At 68.3% G+C, this 26,428-nt stretch carries 25 protein-coding genes; 11 read left to right on the forward strand and 14 right to left on the reverse strand.

Annotation, left to right across the window (positions count from 1 at the left end; genetic code table 11):
• Positions 1-2: 2 nt before the first annotated feature.
• From ACFV15_RS19220 to uraD, 11 genes are all read right to left on the reverse strand, one after another.
• On the reverse strand, positions 3-785 hold the full coding sequence (locus ACFV15_RS19220; RefSeq protein WP_378351825.1) for a hydroxypyruvate isomerase family protein: 783 nt from the start codon (positions 783-785) through the stop codon (positions 3-5).
• A complete protein-coding gene (locus ACFV15_RS19225; protein WP_378351826.1) occupies positions 782-1,162 on the reverse strand; it encodes a gamma-glutamylcyclotransferase in 381 nt (126 codons plus the stop codon). The genes ACFV15_RS19220 and ACFV15_RS19225 overlap by 4 nt, the downstream gene beginning before the upstream one ends.
• A gap of 72 nt (positions 1,163-1,234) precedes the next feature.
• Positions 1,235-2,308 (reverse strand): XdhC family protein, encoded by a 1,074-nt coding sequence (locus tag ACFV15_RS19230; RefSeq protein ID WP_378351827.1) that lies wholly within the window; start codon positions 2,306-2,308, stop codon positions 1,235-1,237.
• Positions 2,309-2,318: 10 nt separating this feature from the next.
• Positions 2,319-3,758: an NCS2 family permease gene (locus ACFV15_RS19235; protein ID WP_378351828.1), complete on the reverse strand. Its 1,440-nt coding sequence runs from the start codon at positions 3,756-3,758 to the stop codon at positions 2,319-2,321.
• Positions 3,759-3,871: 113 nt separating this feature from the next.
• Positions 3,872-4,342 carry a nucleoside deaminase gene (locus ACFV15_RS19240; protein ID WP_378351829.1) on the reverse strand — a complete coding sequence of 157 codons (471 nt, stop codon included), beginning with the start codon at positions 4,340-4,342 and terminating at the stop codon, positions 3,872-3,874.
• A complete protein-coding gene (gene pucD, locus ACFV15_RS19245) occupies positions 4,339-6,636 on the reverse strand; it encodes a xanthine dehydrogenase subunit D (protein ID WP_378351830.1) in 2,298 nt (765 codons plus the stop codon). The genes ACFV15_RS19240 and pucD overlap by 4 nt, the downstream gene beginning before the upstream one ends.
• Positions 6,633-7,094: a (2Fe-2S)-binding protein gene (locus ACFV15_RS19250; RefSeq protein WP_378351831.1), complete on the reverse strand. Its 462-nt coding sequence runs from the start codon at positions 7,092-7,094 to the stop codon at positions 6,633-6,635. Before ACFV15_RS19250 ends, pucD begins: the two co-directional genes overlap by 4 nt.
• The gene (locus ACFV15_RS19255; protein ID WP_378351832.1) at positions 7,085-7,960 is read right to left on the reverse strand and encodes an FAD binding domain-containing protein; all 876 of its coding nucleotides are present in this window, start codon (positions 7,958-7,960) and stop codon (positions 7,085-7,087) included. Before ACFV15_RS19255 ends, ACFV15_RS19250 begins: the two co-directional genes overlap by 10 nt.
• Before the next feature lies 1 nt (position 7,961).
• On the reverse strand, positions 7,962-8,789 hold the full coding sequence (gene pucL, locus ACFV15_RS19260) for a factor-independent urate hydroxylase (protein WP_378351833.1): 828 nt from the start codon (positions 8,787-8,789) through the stop codon (positions 7,962-7,964).
• Between the two features lie 7 nt (positions 8,790-8,796).
• A complete protein-coding gene (gene uraH, locus ACFV15_RS19265) occupies positions 8,797-9,087 on the reverse strand; it encodes a hydroxyisourate hydrolase (RefSeq protein ID WP_378351834.1) in 291 nt (96 codons plus the stop codon).
• Positions 9,084-9,572: a 2-oxo-4-hydroxy-4-carboxy-5-ureidoimidazoline decarboxylase gene (uraD, locus tag ACFV15_RS19270; protein WP_378351835.1), complete on the reverse strand. Its 489-nt coding sequence runs from the start codon at positions 9,570-9,572 to the stop codon at positions 9,084-9,086. Before uraD ends, uraH begins: the two co-directional genes overlap by 4 nt.
• A gap of 151 nt (positions 9,573-9,723) precedes the next feature.
• On the opposite strand from uraD, the gene ACFV15_RS19275 reads away from it, so the two are divergent.
• Genes ACFV15_RS19275 through ACFV15_RS19295 form a run of 5 tightly spaced genes read left to right on the forward strand, consistent with a single transcriptional unit; the run spans position 9,724 to position 16,019 of the window.
• Complete coding sequence (locus ACFV15_RS19275) at positions 9,724-11,283, forward strand: PucR family transcriptional regulator (protein ID WP_378351836.1); 1,560 nt, start codon at positions 9,724-9,726, stop codon at positions 11,281-11,283.
• Positions 11,284-11,320: 37 nt separating this feature from the next.
• Positions 11,321-12,340, forward strand: coding sequence for an iron-containing redox enzyme family protein (locus ACFV15_RS19280; RefSeq protein WP_378351837.1), 1,020 nt, complete (start codon positions 11,321-11,323; stop codon positions 12,338-12,340).
• Between the two features lie 60 nt (positions 12,341-12,400).
• Positions 12,401-13,369, forward strand: coding sequence for a chemotaxis protein CheB (locus tag ACFV15_RS19285; protein WP_378351838.1), 969 nt, complete (start codon positions 12,401-12,403; stop codon positions 13,367-13,369).
• Positions 13,366-14,118, forward strand: a complete 753-nt coding sequence (locus tag ACFV15_RS19290) for a hypothetical protein (RefSeq protein WP_378351839.1) — start codon at positions 13,366-13,368, stop codon at positions 14,116-14,118. The genes ACFV15_RS19285 and ACFV15_RS19290 overlap by 4 nt, the downstream gene beginning before the upstream one ends.
• 29 nt (positions 14,119-14,147) lie before the next feature.
• The gene (locus tag ACFV15_RS19295; RefSeq protein WP_378351840.1) at positions 14,148-16,019 is read left to right on the forward strand and encodes a CheR family methyltransferase; all 1,872 of its coding nucleotides are present in this window, start codon (positions 14,148-14,150) and stop codon (positions 16,017-16,019) included.
• Here ACFV15_RS19295 and ACFV15_RS19300 read toward each other — a convergent pair.
• Both ACFV15_RS19300 and ACFV15_RS19305 read right to left on the reverse strand, forming a co-directional pair.
• Positions 15,997-16,428, reverse strand: coding sequence for an STAS domain-containing protein (locus ACFV15_RS19300; RefSeq protein WP_378351841.1), 432 nt, complete (start codon positions 16,426-16,428; stop codon positions 15,997-15,999). The two genes, ACFV15_RS19295 and ACFV15_RS19300, sit on opposite strands and share 23 nt — an antisense overlap.
• A gap of 102 nt (positions 16,429-16,530) precedes the next feature.
• Complete coding sequence (locus ACFV15_RS19305; protein WP_378351842.1) at positions 16,531-18,480, reverse strand: discoidin domain-containing protein; 1,950 nt, start codon at positions 18,478-18,480, stop codon at positions 16,531-16,533.
• A 426-nt stretch (positions 18,481-18,906) separates the two neighbouring features.
• Between ACFV15_RS19305 and ACFV15_RS19310 the strand changes: the two genes are divergently transcribed.
• From ACFV15_RS19310 to ACFV15_RS19320, 3 genes are read left to right on the forward strand one after another with little or no spacing between them, the layout of a single operon-like run.
• Positions 18,907-21,135, forward strand: coding sequence for a germacradienol/geosmin synthase (locus tag ACFV15_RS19310; RefSeq protein WP_378351843.1), 2,229 nt, complete (start codon positions 18,907-18,909; stop codon positions 21,133-21,135).
• Between the two features lie 59 nt (positions 21,136-21,194).
• Positions 21,195-21,881: a nitroreductase family protein gene (locus ACFV15_RS19315; RefSeq protein ID WP_378351844.1), complete on the forward strand. Its 687-nt coding sequence runs from the start codon at positions 21,195-21,197 to the stop codon at positions 21,879-21,881.
• A 35-nt stretch (positions 21,882-21,916) separates the two neighbouring features.
• Positions 21,917-22,450, forward strand: a complete 534-nt coding sequence (locus ACFV15_RS19320; RefSeq protein ID WP_378351845.1) for a DinB family protein — start codon at positions 21,917-21,919, stop codon at positions 22,448-22,450.
• A 10-nt stretch (positions 22,451-22,460) separates the two neighbouring features.
• On the opposite strand, the gene ACFV15_RS19325 is transcribed toward ACFV15_RS19320, so the two are convergent.
• Complete coding sequence (locus ACFV15_RS19325) at positions 22,461-22,838, reverse strand: MarR family winged helix-turn-helix transcriptional regulator (RefSeq protein ID WP_378351846.1); 378 nt, start codon at positions 22,836-22,838, stop codon at positions 22,461-22,463.
• Positions 22,839-22,924: 86 nt separating this feature from the next.
• Here ACFV15_RS19325 and ACFV15_RS19330 point away from each other — a divergent pair, with 86 nt between their 5' ends.
• From ACFV15_RS19330 to ACFV15_RS19340, 3 genes are all read left to right on the forward strand, one after another.
• Positions 22,925-24,382 carry an MFS transporter gene (locus ACFV15_RS19330; protein WP_378351847.1) on the forward strand — a complete coding sequence of 486 codons (1,458 nt, stop codon included), beginning with the start codon at positions 22,925-22,927 and terminating at the stop codon, positions 24,380-24,382.
• Positions 24,383-24,450: 68 nt separating this feature from the next.
• Positions 24,451-25,665: a sensor histidine kinase gene (locus ACFV15_RS19335; protein WP_378351848.1), complete on the forward strand. Its 1,215-nt coding sequence runs from the start codon at positions 24,451-24,453 to the stop codon at positions 25,663-25,665.
• Positions 25,662-26,327 carry a response regulator gene (locus ACFV15_RS19340; RefSeq protein ID WP_378351849.1) on the forward strand — a complete coding sequence of 222 codons (666 nt, stop codon included), beginning with the start codon at positions 25,662-25,664 and terminating at the stop codon, positions 26,325-26,327. Before ACFV15_RS19335 ends, ACFV15_RS19340 begins: the two co-directional genes overlap by 4 nt.
• Positions 26,328-26,428: the final 101 nt, after the last annotated feature.

A 26,428-nucleotide genomic window follows, 5' to 3' on the forward strand; every position in this document is an offset into this window, starting at 1 on the left:
CCTTACAGGTCAAGCCACTTGAAACTGTCGGCACTCGCTCCGCTCGGCTTGTACTCCAAGCCGACGTAGCCGTCGTAGCCGCATCCGGCGAGCTTTCCGAGGTAGCCGTCGAGGTCGAGGCCCCCGGTGCCCGGCTCGTTGCGGCCGGGCGCGTCCGCGATCTGCACATGGCCGATCCGGCCGGTGTGCTCGGCGATGACCGCGTCGAGGTCGTCGCCGTTCACGGTCAGGTGATACAGATCGGCCAGCAAGCGCAGGTTCGGCGCTCCCGCCCGATCGATGGCCGCCAGCGCGTCGGCCGCGGTGAGCAGCGGATACCGCGGTGCGCCGCTGATCGGCTCCACCAGCACGACCGCGCCATGCTGGCGCGCGGCGTACGCGGCCAAGGCGAGGTTCTCCGTGCCGATTTCGTCTTGTTCTTGTTGGGTTTTACCCTCTAGACGGTTGCCGTATAGGGCGTTATACGCGCGACAGCCCAGCCTCTCGCCGATACTGAGCGCGATCGGGATGTTCTCGCGGAACTCTGACGATCGCTCCGGCCACGAGACAAGCCCCCGATCGCCGTTCACCATGTCCCCGGCCGCGAAATTGAGCCCGACGAGCTGGACGCCGGCGTCCTCGATCGCTCGCACGAACTTGTCCACCTGGGCGTCGCTGGGGACCGCAGTGTCGAACGGCCACCAGAACTCCACGGCCTCGAACCCGGCTTTGCGCGCGGCCTCGGGGCGTTCCAGCAGCGGCAGCTCCGTGAACAGAATGGACAGGTTGATGTCGTACTTGGTCATGCCACACTCCCCCGGTACTTGCGCCAGTTCCCGATCTCGGTGATGTCACGCAGCTGAACGTGCGAGGTGTAGGCCCGGCGCAACAGCATCGCGAACACCGAACTGCCGTCGGCCAGCTCGATCACGCCGAGCTCCAACTCGTGCGGCTCGGATGGCAACACCTTGTCGCGCAACGTGTCCATCGGGATGTCGTAAACCTCGCCCGCGATCTCGGCGCCTCCGTGCGCCACGGGGAACAACGCCGGGCACTGATCACCGACCGAGTAGAACCGGTACTTCGCGGCGGTCGTGGTCTCGGCCACCAGCTCCGCGCCGCCGAGCAGATGGTGCAACGGCTCGCCACGCATGGCGCCCCCGTTAAGGAACATCAGTGCCACGAATCCTCCTTTATGGACAGACATCTCTGGTCGGGTCGGTCAAAAAAATCCCAATGCGGCATTCGTCAGTTTTCAGCCCGCCAATGTGGCTTTCGTCAGCTCAAAGCTGACCAAAGCCGCATTGGGATTTTTTTCGTGGTGGATGGGGCCGGTCGAGGTGGTCAAGGGGGTGGTCGTGCCGCCTCGGCGCAGGGCGATGAGCTCGGCCGCGATGGAGACGGCGGTCTCCGCGGGGGTGCGCGCGCCCAGGTCGAGGCCGATCGGGGAACGGAGGCGGGACAGTTCGGCTGGGGTGAGGCCTTCGTCGCGGAGGCGGCGGAGGCGGTCGGTGTGGGTTCGGCGGGAGCCGAGGGCGCCGACGTAGCCGACACCGCGGCGGAGGGCGTCCTTCAGCACGGGGATGTCGAACTTCGGGTCGTGGGTGAGGACGCAGATGGCTGTGCGCGGGTCGGTCGTCGTGCGGGCCAGGTAGCGGTGGGGCCAGTCGACGACCACCTCATCAGCGTCAGGAAAGCGCGAGACGGTCGCGAAGGTGGGACGGGCGTCGCAGACGACCACGTGGTAGCCGAGGAAGCGGCCGATCGACGACACCGCCGCCGCGAAGTCGATCGCACCGAAGACGAGCATCGACGGCGGCGCGACCCACGACTCGACCAAGATCTCCAGCGAACCCAGGCGGACGATGCCCGTCAGACCTTGCGAGAGCATCGAACGGGCTTCGTCCGCAAAGGATGCGTCGCCGACGTGGCGGTCCGCGAAGACCGCCACGGACGGGCCGTCGCCGAGGACCCGGACCAGCGCCACCGGCTCCGAGGCCCCCAAAGCGGCATGGATCGCGGAGTCGCGGTCGACCCGCTGGACGAAGACGTCCAGTGTGCCGCCGCAGGTCAGGCCGACCGCGAACGGGTCATCGGCGGAGAAGCCGAACTCCGAGCGGACCGGCACGCCCGTCTCGAGCACCTGCCGGGCGAGTTCGTAGACCGCGCCCTCGACGCAGCCGCCGGACACGCTGCCGATGACCGAGCCGTCGGCGCGGACCGCCATCGAGGCACCGACCTCGCGGGGCGCGCTGCCCCGGACGGCGACCACGGTCGCGACGGCGAACGGTGCTTCCCACCCGCGTAGCTCCTCCGCGATGTCCCGCATGAGAACCTCCTTATGTGATCAGGGCTTTGAGGCCGTCGATGCCGAAGTACAGCGCGAAGATCGCGGCCAGCACGGTCAGCAGCCAGCCGGCTTCACGCCAACGGCCCTTGCAGGTCTTGATGAGCACGAACGCGATCAGGCCGGCGCCGACGCCGTTGGTGATCGAGTAGGTGAACGGGATGAGCGCCACCGTCAGGAACACCGGGATCGTGTAATCCGTTTCCTGCCAAGGGATGTTGCGGATCTGGGCCATCATCATCCCGCCGATCACCACCAGCGCCGGTGCCGCGGCCTGCGCCGGGACCACCCCCGCCAGTGGCGTGAACAGCAGCGTCACCGCGAACAGCACACCGGTGACCACGCTCGCCAGCCCGGTCCGCGCACCCTCGCCGACACCAGCGGCCGACTCCAGGAACACCGTGTTCGGTGAAGCCCCGGTGACACCGCCCGCGATGGCGCCCGCGCCGTCGACGAACAGGATCCGGCCCATCCTGGGCACCTTCCCGAACTTCGACAGCCCCGCCTCGTCCGAGACGCTCGTGATGGTGCCCATCGCGTCGAAGAAGCCCGAAAGCACCAGCGTGAACAGGAAGATCGTCGCGGTCAGCGCACCGGCCGAGGCGAACCCGCCGAACAGGTCGACGTGCCCGACCAGCCCGAAGTCCGGCGCCGCGAACAGGTGCGTCGGCAGCGTGGGCTCGGTGCGGCCCCACTCCCCCAGCCCGAACCCGTCGTGCAGGATCACCGCGAACACGGTCGCCACGCCGATGCTGATCAGCACCGCGCCTGCCACCTTCCGCGCGATCAGCACCACCATGAGCAGCAGCCCGAAGCAGAAGACCGCGATCGGCCAGCCGTCGAGATGCCCGTCGACACCGAGCCGCACCGGCACCGGGGTGCCCGCCGCGTCCGGCGTCCTGGTCACGAAACCCGCGCTGACCAGGCCCACCAAGGCGATGTACAGGCCGATACCGACCGTGATCGCCGTCTTCAGCGGCGCCGGGATGGCGTTCATGATCCGCTCGCGGACCCCGCTGACGGCCATCGCCACGATGCAGACGCCTTCGAGCACGACCAGCCCGAACGCCTGCGCCCAGGTCATCGTCGGCGCCATCTGGAACGCGACGATGCCGTTGATGCCGAGCCCTGCTGCCATGGCGAGCGGCGCGTTGCCGATCAGTCCCATGAGGATGGTCATCACCGCGGCCGAAAGCGCCGTCGCGGTCGTGATCTGCGCCATGCTCAATTTGGCGCCGGTGATATCCGCCGAAGCACCGAGAATAAGCGGATTGAGCAAGACGATATAGGCCATCGCGACGAAAGTGGTGACGCCGCCGCGTATTTCCCGCGGAACACTGGAACCGCGGGCCGAGATCGAGAAAAGCCGCTCGAGTGCTGGTCGACGGGGTGGAGCCGAAGTCTTCGTTACTGGTTCCTGAAGCTGAGTCATGCGCCCTGCCCTTGCCGGTGGGTGTGCTCGACCAAGCCCTGTATTCGCACAGGACTTGATTCGAGTGGGACGTTAAAGTTTTTCCGGTACTCCGGTCAGCACCGGGAAATCAATCAGTAATCGATACGGTCAGGCTGATCGAGCCAGGCCGCGAAGGGCGCGAAACCGTCCTGGTTGGACACTCGGGTCACGGGTACGTCCCAGGTTTCGCGTGGCTTGTCGAAAAGTTCGTAGAAGGCGAGATCGTCGAACCCCGCCTTGGCCGCGTCGTGCCGGTCGGCCGCGAAGATCACCCGGTCGACGCGTGCCCACAGCGCCGAGCTGAGGCACATCGGGCACGGCTCACAGGAGGAAACGAGCACGCAGCCGTCGAGCTTGAACGTCTGCAGTTTCTGGCACGCCTCGCGGATCGCGACGACCTCCGCGTGCGCGGTCGGGTCGAGCGTCGGCGTGACCCGGTTGACGCCGGTGGCGATCACCTGGCCGTCCTTGACGATCAGCGCGCCGAACGGCCCGCCGCCCGCGGCGACGTTCTTCGTCGCCAGCTCGACGCTTTCGGCCAGCCACTGTTCTTCGGTGCTCACTTCTTCTCCTCGGTTCCGGTGATGTGCTCGGGTCGTACCGGCACGCGGGGCAGTTCGAGCCCGGTGGCCGCGCGGATCGCGTTGGCGATCGCAGGCGTCGCGCTGATCGTCGGGGGCTCACCGACGCCGCGAACACCGTACGGCGCGTGCGGATCGGCCCGTTCGAGCACGTCCACCCGCATCGGCGGCATGTCCAAGATGGTCGGGATCAGGTAGTCCGTGAACGAGGGGTTCCGGACTTTGCCGTCCCTGACCAATATTTCCTCCATCACGGCGAGCCCGAGGCCCTGCGCGGACCCGCCTTGGATCTGCGCGATGACGGCGTCGGGGTTCATCGCCTTGCCGACGTCCTGCGCGCAGTCCAGCTGCACGACCTTGACCAGGCCCAGTTCCACATCGACGTCCACGACCGCCCGGTGTGCGGAGAAGCCGTACTGGACATGCGCGTCGCCCTGGCCGGTCTCGGGATCGAGCGGGTAGGTCTTGCGGTGGTGGTACTCGCGGGTCTCTTCGATGGCCTCGTCTCCGAGCACGTCGACCAGGCTGACCAGCGCTTCTCCGTCCGCGGCAACGAGCTTCCCGCCCGCCAGCGTGACATCGGACCGCCCGAACCTGGCATAGACCGCATCCGCCACGGCGCGGCAAGCGTTACGGACCGCACCGCCGGTGATGTAGGTCTGCCGTGACGCCGAGCTGGACCCGGCGTCGCCGACGCTGGTGTCCGCGACGTGCACGGTCACCCGCTGCACGCCCAGCTCGGTCCGCGCGATCTGCTGCTGCAGCGTGACCAGGCCCTGGCCGACCTCGGCCGCGGCGGTGTGCACCATCGCGACGGGCTCGCCGCCGATGACCTCCAGCCGTACCCGTGCGGTCGAGTAGTCGTCGAGACCCTCGGCGTACGAGATGTTCTTGATCGTCACGCCGTACCCGACACCGCGGACGACGCCCTCGCCGTGCGTCGTGTTGGACGCGCCGCCCGGCATGTCGCGGATGTCGACCGGCCCGGTGCGTTCCGGCGGCAGCGGCATGTCCTTGAGCCGCTGGATCAGCTCACCCACGGGCGCCGGGAAGTCGACCAGCTGGCCGGTGACGTTCGTCGAGCCCTCGCTCATCGCGTTGAGGATCCGCAGGTCGGCCGGGTCCATGTCCAAGGCGGCGGCGAGCTTGTCCATTTGGGACTCGTAGGCATACGTCGGCTGGACCGCGCCGAGCCCGCGCATCGCGCCGCAGGTCGGGTTGTTCGTATAAACACCCCAGCCCTCGATCTTCGCGTTCGGCACGTTGTACGGGCCGACGCTCAACGTCGTGCCGTTGCCGACCACGACCGGCGTCTTCGACGCGTACGCGCCACCGTCGAAGTACAGCTTCGCGCGGACGTAGACGAGCTTGCCGTCCTTGGTCGCGCCGTGCTCGTAATACATCTTCGCCGGGTGCCGGTGCACGTGCCCGAAGAACGACTCCAGCCGGTTGTAGACCATCTTCACCGGACGTCCGGTGCGCAGCGCGAGCATGCACGAGTGGATCTGCATGCTCAGGTCCTCGCGCCCGCCGAACGCGCCGCCGACGCCGGACAGCGTCAGCCGCACCTTCTCCAGCGGCAGGCCGAGCGCCTTGGCCGTCTGCCGCTGGTCGACGTGCAGCCACTGCGTGGCCAGGTAGAGGTCGACGCCGCCGTCGTCATCGGGCACCGCGAGCCCGGACTCCGGACCGAGGAACGCCTGGTCCTGCATGCCGATCTCGTAGACGCCGGACACCACGACGTCGGCCGTCGCGTCCGGGTCGCCCTTGAGGATCCGCTGGTAGCGGACCAGGTTCCCGTCGGGGTGCAGATGCGGGAGCGTGGCGTCATGCGCGGCGCGCTCGGGGTCGGTGATCGGATCGAGCACCTCGTATTCGACCACGATCTGCTTGAGCGCCTGCCGCGCGATCTCGGGGTGATCGGCGGCGAGGATCGCGACCGGCTCGCCCTGGAACCGCACCCGGTCTTCCGCCAACGCGGGCGTGTCCTGGTACTTCAGCCCGTAGACGTTCTCGCCGGGCACGTCCTCGTGGGTGAGCACGGCGTAGACGCCAGGCACGGCCAGCGCGGGCGCGATGTCGAGCCGGGTGATCCTGGCGTGCGGATGCGGGCTACGCAAAGTCGCACCCCACAACATGTTCTCGTGCCACAGATCCGAGGAGTACGCGAACTCGCCACGCACCTTCAGCGTGCCGTCGGGACGCAGAGGGCTCTCGCCGATCCCGCCCGCGATGGTGTCGTTCAGCTCCTGGGGTGACCTCGCCGGCGCGCTCATCGCTTGCTCGCCGCCAGCCGGACCGCGTCGAGGATCTTCTCGTAGCCGGTACATCGGCAGAGGTTCCCGGCGAGCGCCTCACGGATCTCGGCGTCACTCGGGTCACCGGTGCGCTCGATCAGATCATGCGCCTGGATCAGCAAGCCAGGGGTGCAGAAGCCACATTGGACGGCCCCGCATTCCACAAAGGACTCCTGGATCGGGTCGAGCCGGTCGCCGTCGGCGAGCCCCTCGACCGTACGCACCTCGCGCCCTTCGGCCTGACCGGCCGCGACCAGGCACGCACAGGCGGGCACGTCGTCGAGATAGACCGTGCAGGATCCGCATTCGCCCTGCTCACAGGCGTTCTTGGAACCGGGGAGGCCGAGCCGCTCACGCAGCAGGTACAGCAGGCTCTCGCCTTCCCAGACGTTGTCCGCCTGGCGAAGCTCGCCGTTGACAGTGACGTTCACGCGCATTTGCGACCTCCTCCTCGATATTCGTCCCAGGCCCAGCCAAGTGTCCGCCTGGCGATGACCGCCAGCGCGTGCTTCCGATACTCCGCGCTTCCGCGCACGTCGTCGATGGGCGACGCGGCCTGCGCGACCAGCTCGCCGAAGCGGCGTTTGACCGAATCGTTCAGCGGCCTCGGAGATTCCCACAAACCGTCCAGCTCGCCGTTGATGAACTCCTCGGCGTCGACTGCCCGCCTCGGCGTCGGCGCGGCCGAGCCGACTCCGGTGCCGACCTGCCGGCGGTCGGCGTGCAGCGCCAGCCCGAACGCGCACACGGCGATGACCATGGCGTTGCGCGTCCCGATCTTGCTGAACTGCTGCGGCCCGGTCGCCGGGTCCAGCCAGACCGCGCTGATCAGCTCGTCCGGCGCCAGCACGTTCCGCTTCACGCCCAGGTAGAAGTCGCGCGCGGCCACGATGCGGGTACCCCGCGCCGACGCGATCTCCACCTCGGCCTCGGCGGCCAGCAGCGCGGGATGCGAGTCACCGGCGGGCGACGCGGCGCCCAGGTTGCCGCCGACACTCCCCCGGTTGCGGATCTGCGGCGAGCCGACCGTCCGCGCGGCCATCGCGAGCCCTGGCAGCCGGTGCCCGAGCTCGGCGATGATCCGCGCGTACGGCACGTTCGCGCCGATACGAAGCCGGCCGTCCACAAAGGAATGCTCGTGCAACTCCCCGACCCGGTTGAGGTCGAGCAGCGCGGACGGGCGCCGGTGGTCGAAATTGATCTCCACCATGACGTCGGTGCCGCCCGCGATCGGGATCGCGCCGGGGTGTTCCGACTTCATGGTCAGCGCTTCAGCGAGCGTCGTCGGTCGCAGGAAGTCCATGTCAGGCCTCGCGCCGCACAGTGCCCTCGATGAGCCCGTACGGCCGGTCGGCCGCGAAGAAGACCTCGCCGGGGTTGTCCAGGCCGAACGGCTCGAGGTCGACGAGGAAGTGGTGCTTGTTCGGCAGGGAGAGCGAGACCTCGTCCAGCTCGGGGACGGTTTCCAGCACCCGCGTGCCCATGGCGTAGAGCGTCTGCTGCAGCGACAGGCTGTGCGTGTCGGCGAACGCCTCCAGCAGGCTGTCGCGCGCCGCCTCGTACACCTTGGCCCAGTCGGCGTCCTCTACGCTGAATCGCCAGGTCGCGGACACCGCGGTGGCCAGGATTCGGTCCGTGGTCTCGCCCAGCGTCGTGTACTGGTCACGCGGGAAGCCCCAGAACTCCGAGCCGGTCGAGTTCAGCACGGTCAAGTCCTTGATCCCGCCGCTGACCTGTGCTTTCACGCCATCGTAGGAAACTACAGCCGTGCGCGTGCCCTCGCCGGAGCGAGAGAACGAGTGGTGCCCCAGCCTCGTCCACGGGTAGCTCTCGATGTTGACGGTCGCGCGGTGGATGCTCTCCTGCGAGTCCACGAAATGCCTGGCCAGGCGCAGGCCGTACGCCTCGATCTCGCCGATGCCATCACGAGCGAACGCGAAGACCGTGTTCTTCTGCGTGTCCGTGGCCAGCACCTTGTCGTTGGCGCCGGTCAGGTGCGTGTCGGCCATGTCCCCGGACAGCGCGACGCTGACGTTGAGGTCGGTGATGCGGTGGGCCTCTTCGTCGCGGTCGATGCGCACGACGCGGTTTTCGGCCTTGCCGTACTGGTTCTCACCGAGAACGATCGCCATGGATACCTCAACTTCCGCGGTAGGTGGAGTAAGCGAACGGGCTGAGCAGCAGTGGCACGTGGTAGTGCGCGGTGTCGTCGGTGATCCGGAAGGTCACCACGACTTCGGGGTAGAACTCGCCGTCGACCTCGAAGACCAGCCGGTAGACGCCCGCTTCCGGGTTCCAGCCGGAGATCCGGCCGTCGGCGTCGGTCTTCCCCTCGAAGACGATCGTGCTGTCACGGCGCTCCAGCCGGACCGGGACACCGGCGGCGGGCCGGCCCGCGGCGGCGTCGAGCACGTGGGTGGACAGGCTCACGCCGCCACCAGCTTCCGCAGCCGGAGCGCGACGATCTTGCGCAGCTCGTCACGGACGATCTCGCGTTCGGTCTCGTCGTCGTTCCCGAGCCTGGACCGCAGGCTGGTCAGGATTTCCGAGGCGTCCAGCCCGGTCGCGCAGATCAGGAACACGCGGTCGAACCGGCGCTCGTACTCGGCGTTCCCGGCCGCGAGCCGGGCTTTCACGTCGTCGGCCGACTCCGCGGCCGCCGCCTGCTCACCGCGTGACCAGGCCGCTTCCCTGTCGTCGCCGGCCGCCCGGTCGCCGATGCGGGGGTGCGCGCTCAGTGCCTCGTCGATGCCCGGCCACTCGAGTGTGGCGAGTTCGGCGTCGCCCGCCTTGAGCAAGGCGTCGACGTCCGGGTACGGCCGCCCGGCGGCGACACGGCGGGCCCAGCGCGGTGAGGCGCAGCAGGCCAGCAGGTCGCGCTCGGCGTCCGGATGGGTGTTGAACTGGTCGAACATGTGAAGCAGTACACACTTCCGCCGACCGGGTCAGCCACGGGTGAACACCCGAAACCGGGCGTTCACTTCGGGTTCGTTTTTGTGCTTTCCTCCAAAGCAGGTCACCCTGTCCGTGTGCGCTACTGAAAGTCCACCCGAATCCGGAGGTTCCGTGCGCCTTCAGGCCCTGCTGGACACCCCTGAACTGGGGCTCAGGCTGCTGGTCGGCGCGGACGCGCTCGACCGGCCGTTCGAGCGCGTGTTCACCGCCAGCCTGCGCGACCCGAGCCGGTATCTCACCGGCGGCGAGGTGGTGCTGTCCGGCATGCAGTGGCCGAGTGACGCGGAGGCCGCCGCGTTCGTCGACACGCTGGCCGAGGCCGGCGTGGTCGCGCTGGGCGTCGGCACCGCCGAGGTCGGCGGCGGCCCGGTCCCGGACGCCATGATCGAGTCGTGCCGGGCGGCTGGCCTCCCGCTGTTCGAGGTCCCGGTGACCGTCTCGTTCGCGACGATCACCGAACGGGTGATTCTCGGCCTCGCCGCCGAGCGCTCCGAAATGGGCGCGCTCGACCGGCACCGCCGCCTGGTCGCGGTCGTCACCGCGGGCCGGGGGCTGCCCGCGCTGGTCGAGGCGGGCGCGGCCGAACTCGGCGCCGACTGCTGGGTGCTCAGCGCGACCGGCCGCATCATCACCGGCACCGGCGAGCCGCCCGCCGCCGAGCATCGCGCGACGCTCGCTCGCCGGTTCCTGCTCGCCGACCGGCTGCCCAGGGTGATCACCGGCAAGGACGGCGAACCGGTGTCGTTGCTGGCCGCGGCGAGCAAGGACGGGCACCGCGTCGCGAGCTGGTTCCTCGCGGTGGCGGGGAACTACAGCCGCTGGGACCTGGCCAGGCAGGAGGTCGCGGCCGAGTTCGCGAACCTGGTCGGGCTGGAGCGTTCCCGCTTCGACGAGACCAAGCGCGTCGAGAACCGCGCGGCGGAACCGTTGCTGCGCTTGGCTTTGTCGGAGGAGGCGAGCCAGGCCCAGATCGCGTCGCGCTTGCCTGCCGCCGAATTCACCGCCACCGACCCGGTCTTCACGCTCTCGGCGTCGGTGCAGGGCGGCGGCCCCGGCCTCGCCCCGGTGATCATCGACGAGCTGTTCGCGCCTTACCAGGCCCCGGCTCTGGTCGGCAGCGTCGACGGCGAGGCGTTCGGCCTGCTCCGCGCCCGCGCGCTCGGCTACGAGAAACTGGACCCCTTCGTCGCCGAAGTCCGCGAAGCCGTCCGCACGATCGAACCCGCGCTCGGCTCGGCGAGTCTCGCCGTCGGCATCAGCCGGGCACCGGACGCGGCCGGTCTGCACGCCGCGGTCCACGAATCCCGCCACGCGCGCCGCCTGGCCGAACTCGCGCCTGGGCGCGCCTCCGTGGTCGCGGGCGACGAGGTCGCGTCACACCTGCTGCTCTTGGCCGCCGTACCCGACGAACTGCGCCGATCTTTCCGCGCGAGGGTGCTCGGCCCGCTGCTGGCTTACGACGCCGCGCACAACTCCGAACTCGTGCGCACGCTCAAGGTGTTCCTCGACCATTCGGGGTCATGGACGCAGACTTCGGCCGAACTTCACTTGCACGTCAACACTTTGCGCTACCGCGTCAGCCGGATCTCCGAATTGACCGGCCGCGACCCCGCCAAGTTCGCCGACCGCGTCGACCTCTACCTCGCGAGCTGCTTCACCCAGGAGCCGTGAGCGCGCATGAAAGCCCGAATCTTGGGTACCTTCCACTATGACCTCTGCGGATCTCCCTCTACGGACCGCTCTGCCGCGCGGCCGCGGCCCGATCTCCAGGTCGATCCTCAGTGCGTACGCCACCGGGCAGCGAGGCGACGTCTTCCGGACCGAGCGGGTGGCGGCGGCCGATCCGCTCGGTGAGGACGTCCAGCTCGCCCTGCATCTCTGCTACGAGCTGCACTACCAAGGTCTTCAGGACGTCGACGCGGAGTGGGAGTGGGATCCGGACCTGCTGCACATCAGGGGCATGCTCGAACGGCTGTTCCTGAAGAAGCTTCGCGAGTGCGTCGCGGGCGGGGACGATGTGACGGCCGTGCTGCTCGTCGAGCCGGTCGGCGTGGTCAGCAGGCACCTGCTCGATCACGGCGAATGGTGGCAGATGCGCGAGTACTTCGTGCATCAGTCGATCTACCACCACAAGGAGACCGATCCCCACGCCTGGGTGATCCCGCGCCTGCGCGGCACCGTGAAGGCCGCCATGGTGGCGGTCCAGTTCGACCAGTTCGGCGCCGGTCACCCTGACCAGGCCCGCACCCGGCGCTACGCGGACCTGATGACGAGCGCCCGGCTGTCCAGTGGCTACCTCGCCTATCTCGACGAGGTGCCCGCCTGCATGCTGGCCACGGTCAACATGATGTCGATGTTCGGCCTGCACGGCCGCTTCCGCGGTGCGCTGATCGGCCATTTCGCCGCCGCCGAGGCCACGACCGCGTCCAGTGCCCTCCGGCTGGTACAAGCCTTGCAGCGCTGGGAATCCTCGCCGGAGTGCAGCCTGTTCTTCACCACGCCCCAGCAGCCGATGCGCGACACCGTCATCGGCGACCTGCTGGCTCGCGAACCGGGGCTGGCCGGTGACCTGGTGTTCGGGGTGCAGGCGACGGAACTGCTGGAGCGGCGCTTCGCCGACCACGTGCTCGGTTGCTGGCGCGCCGGGCGGACTTCGCTGCGGAGTGGTCGAGCTGATCCCGATCGCCAGGGAGGGGTGTCCGTGCCCGCGGGAAAGGACTACCGTTGAATGCCGTCGGCAAGGCGGGAGGTGGCTCCCATTCCAGCAGCGAAACGGGACATCGTCGTCGTGGGCGCATCCGCGGGCGGCGTGGAGACGCTGCGCACACTGGTCGCCTCGTTACCCGTGGACTTTCCAGGGCACGTCCTGATCGTGATGCACCTGCCACCGGGTACCCGCAGCGCGCTGCCGATCATCCTCGACAGGGCAGGACCGCTGCGCGCGGTCGTCGCGCGCCATGGCGCGCGGCTGGTGCCAGGGACGATCTATGTCGCACCACCTGATCGCCATCTGCTGCTGGCGACCGATCATCTCCTGCTTTCCCATGGCCCGACCGAAAACGGGCACCGGCCCGCGATCAACGCGCTGTTCCGGTCGGCGGCCGTGGCCGCGGGCAGTCGCGCGATCGGCGTCGTGCTGACCGGTGTGCTCGACGACGGCGCCGCCGGGCTGCAGGCCATCTCCGCGCGGGGCGGGGTGGCGGTGGTGCAGGATCCGGGCGACGCGCTGTACGCGGGAATGCCGGAGGCGGCGCTGCGGCTCACCGCGGCCGACCACGTTCTGCGCGCCGCCAAAATCGGGCCGCTGCTCACCACGCTCGTCAGGCAGGAGGTCGACCTGGCCGCCATGCCACCCGTCAGCGCGACGCTGGAACTCGAAGACAGGATCGCGCGTGACGGCTCCGGTGTCGACACCTCCGATTCCGGCTATACCTGCCCGGACTGCCAAGGCGTGCTGACCGAGATCACCGCCGGCTCGAACCACTACCGCTGCCGCCTAGGCCACGCCTGGTCCGCCGAGTCGCTGCTCGCCGCCCAGGTCGACGAGCTGGAACGCGCGCTGTGGACGGCATTGCGGTCGCTGGACGAGAAAACCGGTCTCGCGCGCAAGATGCAGTCCGACGCGCGCGAAAGAGGCCATGGCCTGCTCGCCGAGCGCTACCGCCGCTCCGCACGGGAATCCTCGGTCGCCGCGGAGGTGCTGCGCAAGTACCTCATCTCGCTGAACCCTCCGCTCGATCACGAGCTGGTCGAGTGAGGCCACCGGTGGACGGCATCCAGATACACCTGGCCCACGAGGCGGACACCACGCTGGTCCGCCTCACCGGCACGCTCGACGTGCGTGCCTTCCCGGAGCTGCGTGACACCCTGCTCAAATGCACAGCCGAGCAGCCCGCCGTGGTGGTCGTGCTGGTGGACGGGCTCCGCGTCGACCAGAACCAGCTGTACAGCGTCTTCGTCCAGGCCTCGATGCGGGCCTCGGAGTGGCCGGGCGTCCCGATCATGCTGGTGGCCCGCGACCGCGCGCTCTACCACCGGTTGTCCACGCTCCCCGCCGCGCGGTTCGTCCAGGTGCACACCAGCGTCCGCAAGGCCGTCAAAGCGGCGGGTTCCCCACCGCCGCGACGCCGAGCCGAGACCACACTTCCCGCACTGGCCGGTTCCTCGGCACAGGCCCGGCAGTTCGTCGCCACGACCTGTGCCGGCTGGGGCGTGCGGTGGATGACCTATGACGCCGCCGCCGTCGCCACCGAACTGGTCGAGAACACCCTGCAGCACACCGGCAGCGAACCGGTGCTGCGCCTGGAACTGCGCAGGCGGCTGCTCACCGTCGCGGTGTCCGACGAAAGCCCGCACCCCGCCGTGCTGACGGAACGCCGAGCCGACGGCAGGCTGCGCCTCGGCCTGCTCGTGGTGGCGCAGTGCGCGCGGGTGTGGGGCTGCACGCCCACCCTTTCGGGGGGAAAGGTCACCTGGGCGGTCCTGTCTACCGACGCCCGCCGCTAGAGATCCTTGGCGAGTTGTAACTTCTAAGCGTGACCGAGCAGCGAAGTGAGGCGGACGGCGGATTCGAGTCGGTCCTTACCTATGTCAAGGACTCACGGGGCTTCGATTTCACCGGGTACAAGCGCACCAGCCTGATGCGCCGGATGCGCCGCCGCATGAGCCAGGTCGGCATCGAGGACTACGCCGAGTACATCGACCACCTCCAGGCGAACTCCGACGAGTTCGTCGCGTTGTTCAACACGGTCCTGATCAACGTCACCGGCTTCTTCCGTGACCCGGAGGCCTGGGACTACCTGCGCACCGATCTGGTGCCCGGCATGCTCGCCGAGCGCGGGCCCGAGGACGCCATCCGGATCTGGAGCGCGGGCTGCGCGTCCGGCCAGGAGGCGTACAGCCTGGCCATCCTCTTCGCCGAGCACCTCGGGCTCGACGAGTTCCGCAGGCGGGTCAAGATCTACGCCACCGACGTCGACGAAGAAGCGCTCGCGCAGGCGCGGCATGCCACGTACACCACCTCGGAGGTCGAAGGGCTCGACGACGACATCCTGGCGCGTTACTTCGAGCAGCAGAACGGCCGCTACGCCTTCCGCAAGGACCTGCGCCGCTCGGTCATCTTCGGCCGCAACGACCTCGTGCAGGACGCCCCGATCTCGCGAATCGACCTGCTGGTCTGCCGCAACACCCTGATGTACTTCAACGCCGAGACCCAGTCCAAGATACTGGAGCGCTTCCACTTCGCGCTGGCGCAGAACGGGCTGCTGTTCCTCGGCAAGGCCGAAATGCTGCTCGCCCACACCAAGCTCTTCGAGCCGTTCGACCTCAAACGGCGCGTTTTCCGGCGCACGGCCAAAAGCACGACCAGTTTCAACCGCCTGCTGCCTGCCGGGCTCCAGTCCTATCGGGACACCGAGACGACCGGGCTCGAAGAACTGCGCGACGCGACGCTGGCCGCCAGCCCGGTCGCCCAGCTGGTGCTCACGGAGGACGAGGTCACGGCGCTGGTCAACCAGCAGGCGGAGCACGCGTTCGGCCTGTCCCAGCGTGATGTCGGCCGGCCGTTCCGCGATCTCGACATCTCGTATCGCCCGGTGGCGCTGCGCGGTTACGTCGAGCGGGCACGAGCCGAGCAGCGGTCCATGCGCATCAAGGACGTCGAGTGGCAGCGCGGCGGCGAGACCGTGTGGTACGAGATCCACGTGAACCCGCTGCTGGACAAGCAAAGCCTGCCAATCGGCGTGTCGATCGCCTTCCACGACGTGACCTCGGCGCGGCAGCTGCTGAACGAGCTGGAGCACGCCAACCAGCAGCTCGAGTCGGCGTACGAGGAACTCCAGTCGACCAACGAGGAACTGGAGACCACGAACGAGGAACTCCAGTCCACAGTGGAGGAACTGGAGACGACCAACGAGGAACTCCAGTCCACCAACGAGGAACTGGAGACGATGAACGAGGAGCTGCAGTCGACCAACGACGAGCTGCAGACCATCAACAACACCCTCCGCGACCGCACGGTCGAACTGGACAAGGTCAACGAGTTCCTCGAGTCGATCCTCACCTCGATCGGGCCCGGCATCGTCGTCGTCGACCAGGAGATGCGCATCCGGGCCTGGAACCGTGCCGCGGAGGACCTCTGGGGGCTGCGGAGAGAAGAGGCGGAGGGCGAGCACCTGCTCAACCTCGACATCGGCCTGCCGCTGACCGAGGTGCGCCCGGCGGTGCGCAAGGCGCTGACCGATCCGGCCTTCCAGGCCGAACTGTCACTGCAGGCGGTGAACCGGCGTGGCAGGCACACCACCGTGCGTCTTTTGTGCGGTGCGCTGCGGGGACCGGCGGGCGACAGTCATGGCGCGATCCTCGTGATGGAGCAGACCGAGCGGCCTACTGATCGAACCGGGCAGTGATACCGAGCGCCCGCAGCGCCTCGGCCCGCTCCCGGTAGACGACGAACGCGCGTTCCAACCCGGTCATCCGCAGCGTGCGGCGCATCAGGAAGCCGTTCACCACCAGCGCCATCGTCACGTCGGCCGCGTTGGCCCTGCGCTGCAGCTCGCACAGCAGGTTCAGGCCCACGCTGGAACAGAACCGCACCTCGGTCAGGTCGACGAGGAACGCCTGGCTCTCCGGCCTGGGCATGCCCACGGTGAGCTCCGTGACCTTGTCGACGTTGGCCAAGTCGAGGTCGCCGGCGATGGTGATCACCGCCCGTCCCGCGCCGAAGGTGGTCACGGTGACGGAAAACCGCTCACTCAGCGAACCGATCACCGTCCGGCCGAAGGTCCTGCTGAGGTGAGGCGGACGCCTGCTCGTCATGGTGGACTCCACATCCTCGTCCGCCATCATCTCCGCATTCCGGCGAACATGCAACAGCCGCGCCGGAGTGGTCCGGTGCGGCTGCCACAGCAAGCGTGAAGGTCAGGCGGTCGTGCCGTACACCTGCATTTCGAACAGCGAATAGCCGTACGCGGTGCCGCGCGCGGTGCCGTTGACGCGGACGTAGCGGCCGGTGCCGGTCAGTCCGGTCAGGTCGTCCGTGCCGCCGTTACCGGTGGTCGTCGAGAAGATCGTGGTCCAGTTCGTGCCGTCGGGCGAGGTCTGGATGGTGTAGGCCTTGCCGTACGCGGCTTCCCAGGTCAGCTTCACCTGGGAGATGTTCGCGGTGGCACCCAGGTCGACGCGCAGCCACTGCGGGTCGACGCCCTCCTTGCTCGCCCAGCGCGCGCCGGTGAGGCTGCCGTCGAAGGCCGCCGAAGCCGGGTAGCTGCTCGACTCGACACTCGACGCGGTGGCGGGCTTTCCCTGTGACAGCAACACAGGCGTGCCGCCGGGCGCGGTGATGGTCAGCGTGAACGTCACCGAATGCGTCGCCGACGGGGAGGTGCCCGTCACCGTGATGGCCGAGGTGCCCGCAGGCGCGTCGGCGGTGGTGGCGATGCGCAGCGTCGACGTGCCGTTGCCGGTCACCGAAGCCGGGGTGAAGGTCACCACGGCGCCAGGCGGGACGTTCGCCGCGTCGAGCGCGACCGTCTCCGCGGTGCCGGACAACGTCGCGACGGTCACCGTCGGCGTGGCCGCCGAACCGGCGGTCACCGTGGCGGCCGCCGGGTTCACCTTGACCGAGAAGTCGTTGGCACCGACGGAAGTCACGGTCAGCGCGTAGTTCGCCGACTTCGTGCCGGACGCCGCCGCCCCGTTGATCTTGACGGCGTAGGTGCCTGCCGGGGTCGACGCGGAGGTCTTGAACGAGACCGTCGAACCCTGGCCCGCGGTCACCGAAGCCGGGCTGAACGTGGCCGTGGTGCCGCTCGGCAGGCCGGACGCGGACAGCGCGACCGACTGCGCGGTTCCGGAAACGACGGAGGTGCTGACGGCCGCCGAGGTTTCACCGCCCGCGCTCACCGAACCCTGCTGCGGGTTGACACCGACCGCGAAGTCGTTGGTCGTGCTCGCCGCGGTGAACACCCATTGGGCCGCCGTTCCCGAGCAACTGCCCGTCACCACCAGGCTTCCGGAAGGGCGATAACACTTCGTGTTGTACTGCATATCCGAAATCGTCAGGTTCGGGTTGATGGACCACTGCTGGCTGGCCGCACCCGTGCATTTCTGCAGCACGACCTTGGAACTCGACAGGGTCGCGCACATGTTGTTGATCTCCATGAACGCGCCGTGGAAGGTGAACCGCTGCGCCGACGAGCCGTTGCACGCGGCGGTGGTCAGCTGCACACCCGAGGTGGTGCTGTTGTTCGGGTCCTCCAGGCACTGGCCGTTGGAGTTGTTCTTGTACTGGCCGATCGACTTGTTCGGCTGCGCGCCGCCATAACACTCGCCGGTGGTGGTGTTGAACAGCGGCGTGTTGTCGACGACCTCGTTCGGCGACGGGTCGACGATGATCGGTTCCATCGTCGGTGTGCCGTCGGAGTTGTAGTGCGTGAGCGCGTCCTCGCAGTCGATCGCGTTGTAGGCGCTACCGCCCTGGCCACCGATCCACAGATCGATGTGCCGCAGGCCGGGGCCGCCGTTGGGGCCTTCGCCGTCCCAGTCCTGGTTACAGGAGGAACAGTCGTCTTCCATGATGAAGTACTTCTTCACCCGTGGCACCCAGATCTTGGTGCCCGCCCGGTAGACCTTGGTCGTGGTGGCGAAGGTGATCGGGTCGGAATAAGTGCCTTTACCGCCCGCGGTGTCGTGGATCTTCGGATAGGCGATGTCACCGCCTGGCGGCGTGTTGTCCCACCAGCCGTAAAAGGTCATGAACGTTTGCTGGGTGGTCGCCGCACCCGCCGGTGCGGCTCCGACTAAACCGAAAATGGTTATCAACGCAATAAAGGCCGCTGCCGCTTTCGCGGCCAGAGCATGCCGACTCATGACGCCTCCGTGGGGGACCGAGCGTAGGTGTCGAGAATCACCTCGCGGCCGCGCGGACGTCAAGGACTTTCGTTAGGAAATTTTCCTAACTATGCCCGACTGCCGGGTAGTCCCGCTGACCGGGGACCTGAAAGCGCTTTCCATGCCCTATTTCCCTCCCTCACCACACCGAGCTGTGTGAAGGGAGCCTTCACCACGCATAGCTGCGTGAAGGCTCCCTTCACAAAAAACCCAGCCGGGTGAGGGAGGCCCTCACTCAAGGCCGGGCCGGGGCGGCGGTGAGGGATTCACCGGAAGCGAGGAGCGCGGTGTTCACCCGTTGTGACACCGGATTTCGCTGATCTGGCCGTAGCCGTCGCCACGGCAGGGGTGCAAACGTCGTAACCCGTTCCGTCCGACGCCGGTCCAGAGGAGTAGGCATCCCCGATGCAAGCCTTCACGCTGCCCGAGTTCTATCTGTCCTACCCGGCGCGGATGAACCCCCACCTGGAGCGCGCGCGGGCGCACAGCATGGCCTGGGCCAAGGAGATGGGGATGATCGACTCCCCCGAGCCCGGCGGCGGCGTGGTCTGGGACGAGGCGGAACTGGCCAGGCACGACTACGGGCTCATGTGCGCGTACACCCATCCGGACTGTGACGGACCGGCACTCGATCTGATCACCGACTGGTACGTATGGGTGTTCTTCTTCGACGACCATTTCCTCGCGCATTTCAAGTACACCCGCGACATCGACGGCGGCCGGGCCTATCTGGACCGGCTCGAACGGTTCATGACCCGCGACGGCGAGACGCCGCCCGAGCCGGAGAACCCGGCCGAGGCCGGGCTGCTGGACCTCTGGGCGCGGACGGTGCCCGCGATGTCAGCGGACTGGCGCGAGCGGTTCATCGAGAGCACGCACAACCTGATGGTCGAGTCGCTGTGGGAACTGGTCAACATCGAGCAGGGCCGCATCGCGAACCCCATCGAATACATCCAGATGCGCCGCCGGGTCGGCGGCGCGCCGTGGTCGGCCAACCTCGTCGAGTACGTCGCGGCCGAGGTGCCGCACCGGTTCGCGCACACCCGTCCGCTCGAGGTGCTCCGCGACACCTTCTCCGACGCGATCCACCTGCGCAACGACATCTTTTCGTATCAGCGCGAGGTGCGTGAGGAAGGCGAGAACTCCAACGCGGTGCTCGTCTTCGAGAAGTTCTTCGACATCCCGACGCAGGAAGCGGCCGAGATGACGAACGACCTGCTGACCTCGCGGCTGCACCAGTTCGAGAACACCGCGCTGGCCCACGTTCCGCTGCTCGCCACCGTGCAAGGCGCGACCCCGGACGAGCTGGCCGCCATGACGGCGTACGTCAAGGGCCTGCAGGATTGGCAGGCGGGCGGCCATGAATGGCACCTGCGGTCCAGCCGGTACATGAACGAAGGCGCGGTCTCCGGCGGACTCGGCGGACCGACCGGCCTGGGCACCGAGTCGCTCTCGCCAGGCAGGCTCGGGCTGAAGCGGCGGGCGGAGCAGCACGCGTTCGTGCCGAACAAGCCCGTCGGCCACCTGCCGTTGCCCGAGCTGTACATGCCGTTCCAGTTCCGGATGAGCCCGCATCTCGACGCGGCGCGCGACCATACCGTCGAGTGGGCCCGCGAGATGGGCTTCTTCGAATCACTGCCCGGCATCGAGGCGGGCGCCGTGTGGGACGAGCGGCGGATGCGGGGCATCGACCTGCCGCACTGCGCCGCGATGATTCACGCCGACGCGTCCGCGGAGCAGCTCGATCTCACCTCCGACTGGCTGAGCTGGGGAACGTACGGCGACGACTACTTCCCCGTGATCTTCGGCGCCAGGCGCGACATCGCGGCGGCGCAGATCTGTGCCGACCGGATGTCACTGTTCATGCCGCTCGACGCGGGCGAGACACCGCCGCCGATCGGCCCGCTCGAAAAAGGATTGGCCGACCTGTGGCGGCGCACCGCGGGCCCGATGACCGAACCCGCGCGCGCGGTCTTCCGCAAGGCGGTCGAGGACATGGCTGGCAGCTGGGTGTGGGAGGTGGCCAACCAGGCGCAGAACCGGGTGCCCGATCCCGTCGACTACGTGGAGATGCGGCGCCGCACGTTCGGCTCCGACCTGACCATCAGCCTCGCCAGGCTCGCGAACTACGAGCTCGTGCCGTCCTGGATCCACCAGACGCGGGTGGTGCGCGAGCTCGACACCGCGGCGCAGGACTACGCCTGCTTCACCAACGACCTGTTCTCGTACCAGAAGGAGATCCAGTACGAGGGCGAGATGCACAATCTCGTGCTGGTGATCGAGAACTTCCTCGGCGTCGACCGGCTGAAGGCCCGCGACATCGTCGCCGACCTGATGAAGGCGCGGATGGAGCAGTTCGAGAAGCTCGCGAACGAGGACCTCCCCCAGCTCTTCGAGGACTTCAGCCTGGAGCCGGAGATCCGCGACGTGCTTACGAGGCATGCCGAGATGCTCAAGGACTGGATGTCCGGCATCACCGAATGGCACCGCAAGTGCGTGCGCTACCAGCCGGAGGAACCGGAGGAACTGGAGCGCCTGTACGCGCTACCGCCCATCGAGGCGAACGCGAGCTTCTCATTCCTGCCCAGCGGATTGGGCACTTCGGCGGTACGTGTCCGCCCTGCGAACGTCTGACTCCGACGATCGGGCGGTGTTCCTGTCACGGGAACACCGCCTCGGTCAGAATCTCGGGTATGACCTGGACCCCGACCCACGGTGATCAGTTCGAGCCGGTCCCCTACCGCCCGGCCCGCATGCCCGCCGACGAGACCCTGGCCAACGCCGCGGCCCTGCGCCGCCGCATGGACGAGCGCCGTTCCGTCCGCAGCTTCTCCCCCGACCCCGTCCCCGAGCAGGCGGTTCTGGACGCGATCGCGATCGCGTCCACCGCGCCCAGCGGCGCACACCAGCAGCCGTGGACCTTCGTGCTCGTGTCGGACCCGGCCGTCCGCAAGCAGATCCGCTCGGCCGCCGAAGCCGAGGAGACCGTTTCGTACGACGGCAGGCTCGGCGAGGAGTGGCTGACGGCGTTGCGCCCGCTCGGCACCGACGCGGTCAAAACGCATCTGACCGACGCGCCTTGCCTGATCGTGGTCTTCCAGCAGCGGTACTACTTGGAGGAAGACGGCACCACCCGCAAGCACTACTACGTCGACGAGTCGGTCGGCATCGCCGTCGGAATGCTGCTGACCGCCTTGCAGGTCGCCGGCCTCTCGGCGCTGACGCACACCCCGTCGCCGATGCGCTTCCTCGGCGAGGTACTCGGCAGGCCGCGCAACGAGAAGGCGTTCGCGGTGATCCCGGTCGGCTATCCGGCTCCCGATTGCATGGTGCCGAACCTCCAGCGCAAGTCCCTTGACCAGGTGCTCGTCCGCGTCTGAGCGTTTTTGTCGGTGGGTGATGCGATGCTGCTCGTATGACCTTGCCGAGCTATTCACCGACCTGGCCACGCGGCGATCGTGAGGAGCTCCCGCTCGAAGGCGACGAGCGGGAGATCCTCACGGCGTTCCTCGACTGGCACCGTCAGACCTTCGAACTCAAATGTGCCGGGATTCCAGCGGAAAGGTTGTCAGACAAGAACATCCCGCCATCGGGCCTGAGTCTGCACGGGCTGGTCCGCCACCTCACCGGCACTGAGCGGTGGTGGTTCCGCCAGCAGTTCGCGGGCGAGGACCTGCCGATGCTGTACTACTCGGACGACAATCCGAACGAGGACTTCGACGTGCTCGACGGCGACGCCGACACGGCTTTCGCGGCGTGGCGCGCGGAGTGCGCGCGGTCGAGGGAGATCGTCGCATCGTCCACTTTGGACGCTACGGGCACGCATTTCCGGACGGGGAAGCCGATTTCGCTGCGCCGGATACTCGTGCACATGATCGCGGAGTACGCGCGGCACAATGGGCACGCCGACCTGCTGCGGGAACGGATCGATGGGGCGGCCGGGATGTGAACCCAGACCACTAGGCCCCGAGCGTCTCCTTGAGCACGGCGCGCTGAGTCGGCTTGGCCTCGTTGTAGAGCTTGTGCCCGGCCTCGGTCAGCATGACGAAAATGCCGCGCCGATCCATCTCGCACATGGCACGCTCGACCAGGCCCTCGCGCTCCAGCCTGGCGACCAGCCGTGAAGTCGCGCTCTGGCTCAGGTGCACGGCCTCGGTGAGGTCCGCGCCCCGGCACTTCTGCTCGGCCGTGGCGAGGCATTCGAGCGCCTCGAACTCGCTGACGCCGATGCCGTGCTTCTCCTGGAGCGTGCACTCCAGCGCGCCGAAGACGACCGCGTGGCGGGCGAGCAAGCCCTGCCACTCCTGCACCAGCACCTGGTCAGCTACATCGCTCACGTAGGCGAAGATAGCATGCACAGGAATCTGATGCAACCACATTAAATTCACTTGCATTAGATGCGTGTGCATGTAGTGTGATCCACATGAGCTCTTCCGCGCATCTCTCCACCACCTCCACCCGGTGGGACGCTCGTCTGTGGGGCGTACTGCTCACCGTGTCCACCGTCATCGGCCTGGACGCGCTCGACGTCTCCATGGTCGGTGTCGCACTCCCGTCCATCCGGGCCGACCTCGGCCTTTCCACCAGCGCGCTGCAATGGGTCGTCAGCGGCTACGTACTCGGTTATGGCGGCCTGCTGCTTCTCGGCGGCCGAACCGCGGACCTCCTCGGCAGGCGGCAGGTCTTCCTTGTCGCGGTCAGCGTGTTCGCACTCGCCTCACTGCTCGGCGGGCTCGTCGACGACGGCGCGTTGCTGATCGCCAGCCGCTTCATCAAGGGACTCAGCGCCGCGTTCACCGCACCCGCCGCACTGTCCATCATCACCACGACGTTCCAGGAAGGTCCCGCCCGTAACCGCGCGATCAGCATCTTCGCGGTGTTCGGCGCGAGCGGGTACTCGGCCGGGCTCGTCTTCTCCGGGCTGCTGACCCAGGTCGGCTGGCGCTGGACGTTCCTGCTGCCCGTCCCGATCGCGCTCGTCGTGCTGGTCTTCGCGTACCGGCTGATCCCGTCCAACCGGCCGGAACGCACCGGCGCGGGCTATGACTTCCCCGGTGCGATCACCGGAGCCGCCGGCTCGCTGCTGCTCGTGTTCTCGGTCGTCGAAGCCCCGACCGTCGGCTGGCTCGCGGCCAGGACGCTGATCTCGTTCGCGGTCGCGTTCGCCCTCCTCGCGACGTTCATCGTCATCGAGAAGCGCAGCTCCCACCCGCTGCTCCGCCTGGGCATCCTGCGCTCCGGCCCGCTGGCCCGCGCCAACCTCGGCGGCGCGCTGTTCTTCGGCGCGTACATCGGGTTCCAGTTCGTGGTCATGCTGTACCTGCAGTCGGTGCTGAACTGGTCCGCGCTGCAGACCGCACTCGGCTTCCTGCCCGCCGCCGCGATCGTCGCGTTCGGCTCGCCGAGGATCGAGCCGCTGATCGACCGCTTCGACACCCCGCGCACGATCCTGGCCGGTGTGATCGCCCACGTCATCGGGTACGCGCTCTTCCTGAACGTCGACGAGAGCTCCAGCTACGCGCTTGCGGTGCTGCCGAGCATGGTCCTGCTCGGACTCGGCTTCACGCTGGCCTTCTCCTCCCTGAACATCCAGGCCACGGCCGGGATCGCCGACGACGAGCAGGGCCTCGCCGGTGGCCTGCTGAACACCTCGGTCCAGATCGGTGGCGCGATCGGGCTCGCCATCGTGACCGCGGTGCTCACCGCCAACGGTGGCGCCGAGGCCTCGCGGACCGCGCTGCTCGCCGGGCTCACCCCGGCGCTGAGCGTGGTCACCGGGATCGCGGTGCTCGCGGTGCTGGTCAGCCTGGCCGGCGTCATCCGGCCCCGCCGCGCCGAGATCAAGGTCGACGAGGCGGAACTCGCGCTCGCCACGAAGTAGCGAACGCGTCCGCGAAGGTGCCTGTCACTCGGGGGGTGGCAGGCACCTTCGCCGTACTGTGACATGCCATGGCTGATCAACACCGGTGGTGGGACGTCGTCCGCTGGACGGTGTACGCGGGCACCGCCCGTCCGCCCCGGCCAGTATCGGCCGGGCTTCGGGTGCTGCGCGCGGTAGCTGTGCTGGGGATCGGGTCGTGGGCCGGCTTCGTCGCCACGGTCACCGCGATCACCCAGGGCCGCGGCGCGCTCCTGCCCGCCGCGCTCGGTGTCGCCACGCTCTTGCCCGCGGTGGTCGGCCTCCGGTCGCCGCTGTGGGCGTGGCGAGTGTTCGTGGTCCTCATCCTCGCCACCCCGCTCGCGTATGCCGGGTGGGTCGCGTCGTGGGGCTGGCCGTGGTCTCCCGGTCTCGCCTTGACGGCCGCGCTGGTGCTCTACCTCGTGGGCGAGACCCATGACCAGCCCGTACTCGCCTGCGTCGCGGTGATCTCGGTCGCGGCGATGGCGCCCTTCGTACGTGACTGGCGTGATCTCGTGCTGCTGGCGGCGCTGACCTCCGTTCCGCTCTTCATCGGCAATCTCGTCCGTCAACGCCGGCTCGCGGAGCAGGAACGGCTCGCCCGCCACCAGCAGCGCATCGCCGAGGACACCAAGCTCGCGGTGCTCGAAGAACGCACCAGGATCGCCCGCGAGCTGCACGACGTCGTCGCGCACCACATGTCCGTGCTCGCGCTGCGGACCGACTCCGCCCGCTACCGCTTCCCCGCCATGACGGACGACCTGCGGACAGAGTTCGCCGCGCTGACGGACACCGCCCGCGAGGGCATGACCGAGCTTCGCCGCCTGCTCGGCGTGCTGCGCACGGAGTCCGACGCGGCGCCCACGTCTCCGCAACCGGACATCGCCCGCGTGGCCGACCTCGTCGGCCGTGTGCGTGCGCTCGGCACCGACTGCACACTCGAGGTACACGGCGATTTCGACGCACTGCCCGCCGGTGTCGGGCTTTCGCTGTACCGGATCGTGCAGGAGGCGCTGAGCAACGCCGCCCGTCACTCCCCCGGCGCCGCGGTCCGGGTGGAGGTGCGCGTCGAAGCCGGTGTCGTGCGCGCGACCGTGTGCAACGACCCGAGCGAGTCCACGGGACCGATCGAACCGCCGGGGCACGGTTTGCTGGGCATGCGCGAGCGGGTCACCATGCTGTCCGGCAAGCTGGAGACCGGCGCGACGCCCGACGGCGGTTTCCGGGTAGCACTGGCCATCCCGTTGGAAGGAACCGCTTCGTGATTTCCGTCGTCGTCGCCGACGACCAGACCATGGTCAGGCAGAGCTTCCGCGCCGTGCTCGACGCACAGTCCGATATCCAGGTGGTCGGCGAGGCCGAGAACGGCCTCGCCGCGATCGAGCGCTGCGCCGAGCTGACACCGGACGTCGTGCTCATGGACGTCCGGATGCCCGAACTCGACGGCCTCGAAGCAGCCAGGCACATTCTCGCTGAGCCCCAGGGCACGGTCCGCGTGCTGATGCTCACCACGTTCGACATCGACGAGTACGTCTACGGCGCGTTGCGTGCGGGCGCCAGCGGCTTTCTGTTGAAGGACGCGCCACTCGACGACCTCGTCACGGCCGTCCGCGTGGTCGCGGCGGGCAACGCGCTGTTCGCACCGACCGTCACCCGCAGGCTGATCAGCGAATTCACGGCGCGCACGGCTCCCCGGGTCTCCGGCACGCGGCTCGCGGAGCTCACGGCCAGGGAGACCGAAGTGCTCCGCCTGATCGCGAAAGGCCTGTCCAACACCGAAGTCGCCGACACTCTGGTGATCGCCGAGCAGACCGCGAAGAGCCACGTGAGCAGGGTGTTCACCAAACTCGGCGTCCGTGACCGCGCCCAAGCCGTCGTGGCCGCCTACGAGGAAGGCCTCGTCGTCCCAGGTGAATCGGGGTCGTGAGTGTTTTCACCGGTTAGAACCGGCCGTACCACTCACGACCCCCACACCCAAGTAGTACCCCGGTACTGGGGCCGGGCGCGAAGACGGCACCCCGGTGTGAC

It is taken from the genome of Amycolatopsis sp. NPDC059657 (assembly GCF_042734395.1).
Lineage (GTDB): Bacteria > Actinomycetota > Actinomycetes > Mycobacteriales > Pseudonocardiaceae > Amycolatopsis.

Coding starts and splice junctions, on each gene's coding strand:
- ACFV15_RS19220 (WP_378351825.1), bottom strand. CDS start 785: ATGACCAAGTACGACATCAACCTGTCCATTCTGTTCACGGAGCTGCCG.
- ACFV15_RS19230 (WP_378351827.1), bottom strand. CDS start 2,308: ATGCGGGACATCGCGGAGGAGCTACGCGGGTGGGAAGCACCGTTCGCC.
- ACFV15_RS19235 (WP_378351828.1), bottom strand. CDS start 3,758: ATGACTCAGCTTCAGGAACCAGTAACGAAGACTTCGGCTCCACCCCGT.
- pucD (WP_378351830.1), bottom strand. CDS start 6,636: ATGAGCGCGCCGGCGAGGTCACCCCAGGAGCTGAACGACACCATCGCG.
- ACFV15_RS19250 (WP_378351831.1), bottom strand. CDS start 7,094: ATGCGCGTGAACGTCACTGTCAACGGCGAGCTTCGCCAGGCGGACAAC.
- ACFV15_RS19255 (WP_378351832.1), bottom strand. CDS start 7,960: ATGGACTTCCTGCGACCGACGACGCTCGCTGAAGCGCTGACCATGAAG.
- pucL (WP_378351833.1), bottom strand. CDS start 8,789: ATGGCGATCGTTCTCGGTGAGAACCAGTACGGCAAGGCCGAAAACCGC.
- uraD (WP_378351835.1), bottom strand. CDS start 9,572: ATGTTCGACCAGTTCAACACCCATCCGGACGCCGAGCGCGACCTGCTG.
- ACFV15_RS19280 (WP_378351837.1), top strand. CDS start 11,321: ATGACCTCTGCGGATCTCCCTCTACGGACCGCTCTGCCGCGCGGCCGC.
- ACFV15_RS19300 (WP_378351841.1), bottom strand. CDS start 16,428: ATGACGAGCAGGCGTCCGCCTCACCTCAGCAGGACCTTCGGCCGGACG.
- ACFV15_RS19305 (WP_378351842.1), bottom strand. CDS start 18,480: ATGAGTCGGCATGCTCTGGCCGCGAAAGCGGCAGCGGCCTTTATTGCG.
- ACFV15_RS19310 (WP_378351843.1), top strand. CDS start 18,907: ATGCAAGCCTTCACGCTGCCCGAGTTCTATCTGTCCTACCCGGCGCGG.
- ACFV15_RS19315 (WP_378351844.1), top strand. CDS start 21,195: ATGACCTGGACCCCGACCCACGGTGATCAGTTCGAGCCGGTCCCCTAC.
- ACFV15_RS19320 (WP_378351845.1), top strand. CDS start 21,917: ATGACCTTGCCGAGCTATTCACCGACCTGGCCACGCGGCGATCGTGAG.
- ACFV15_RS19330 (WP_378351847.1), top strand. CDS start 22,925: ATGAGCTCTTCCGCGCATCTCTCCACCACCTCCACCCGGTGGGACGCT.
- ACFV15_RS19335 (WP_378351848.1), top strand. CDS start 24,451: ATGGCTGATCAACACCGGTGGTGGGACGTCGTCCGCTGGACGGTGTAC.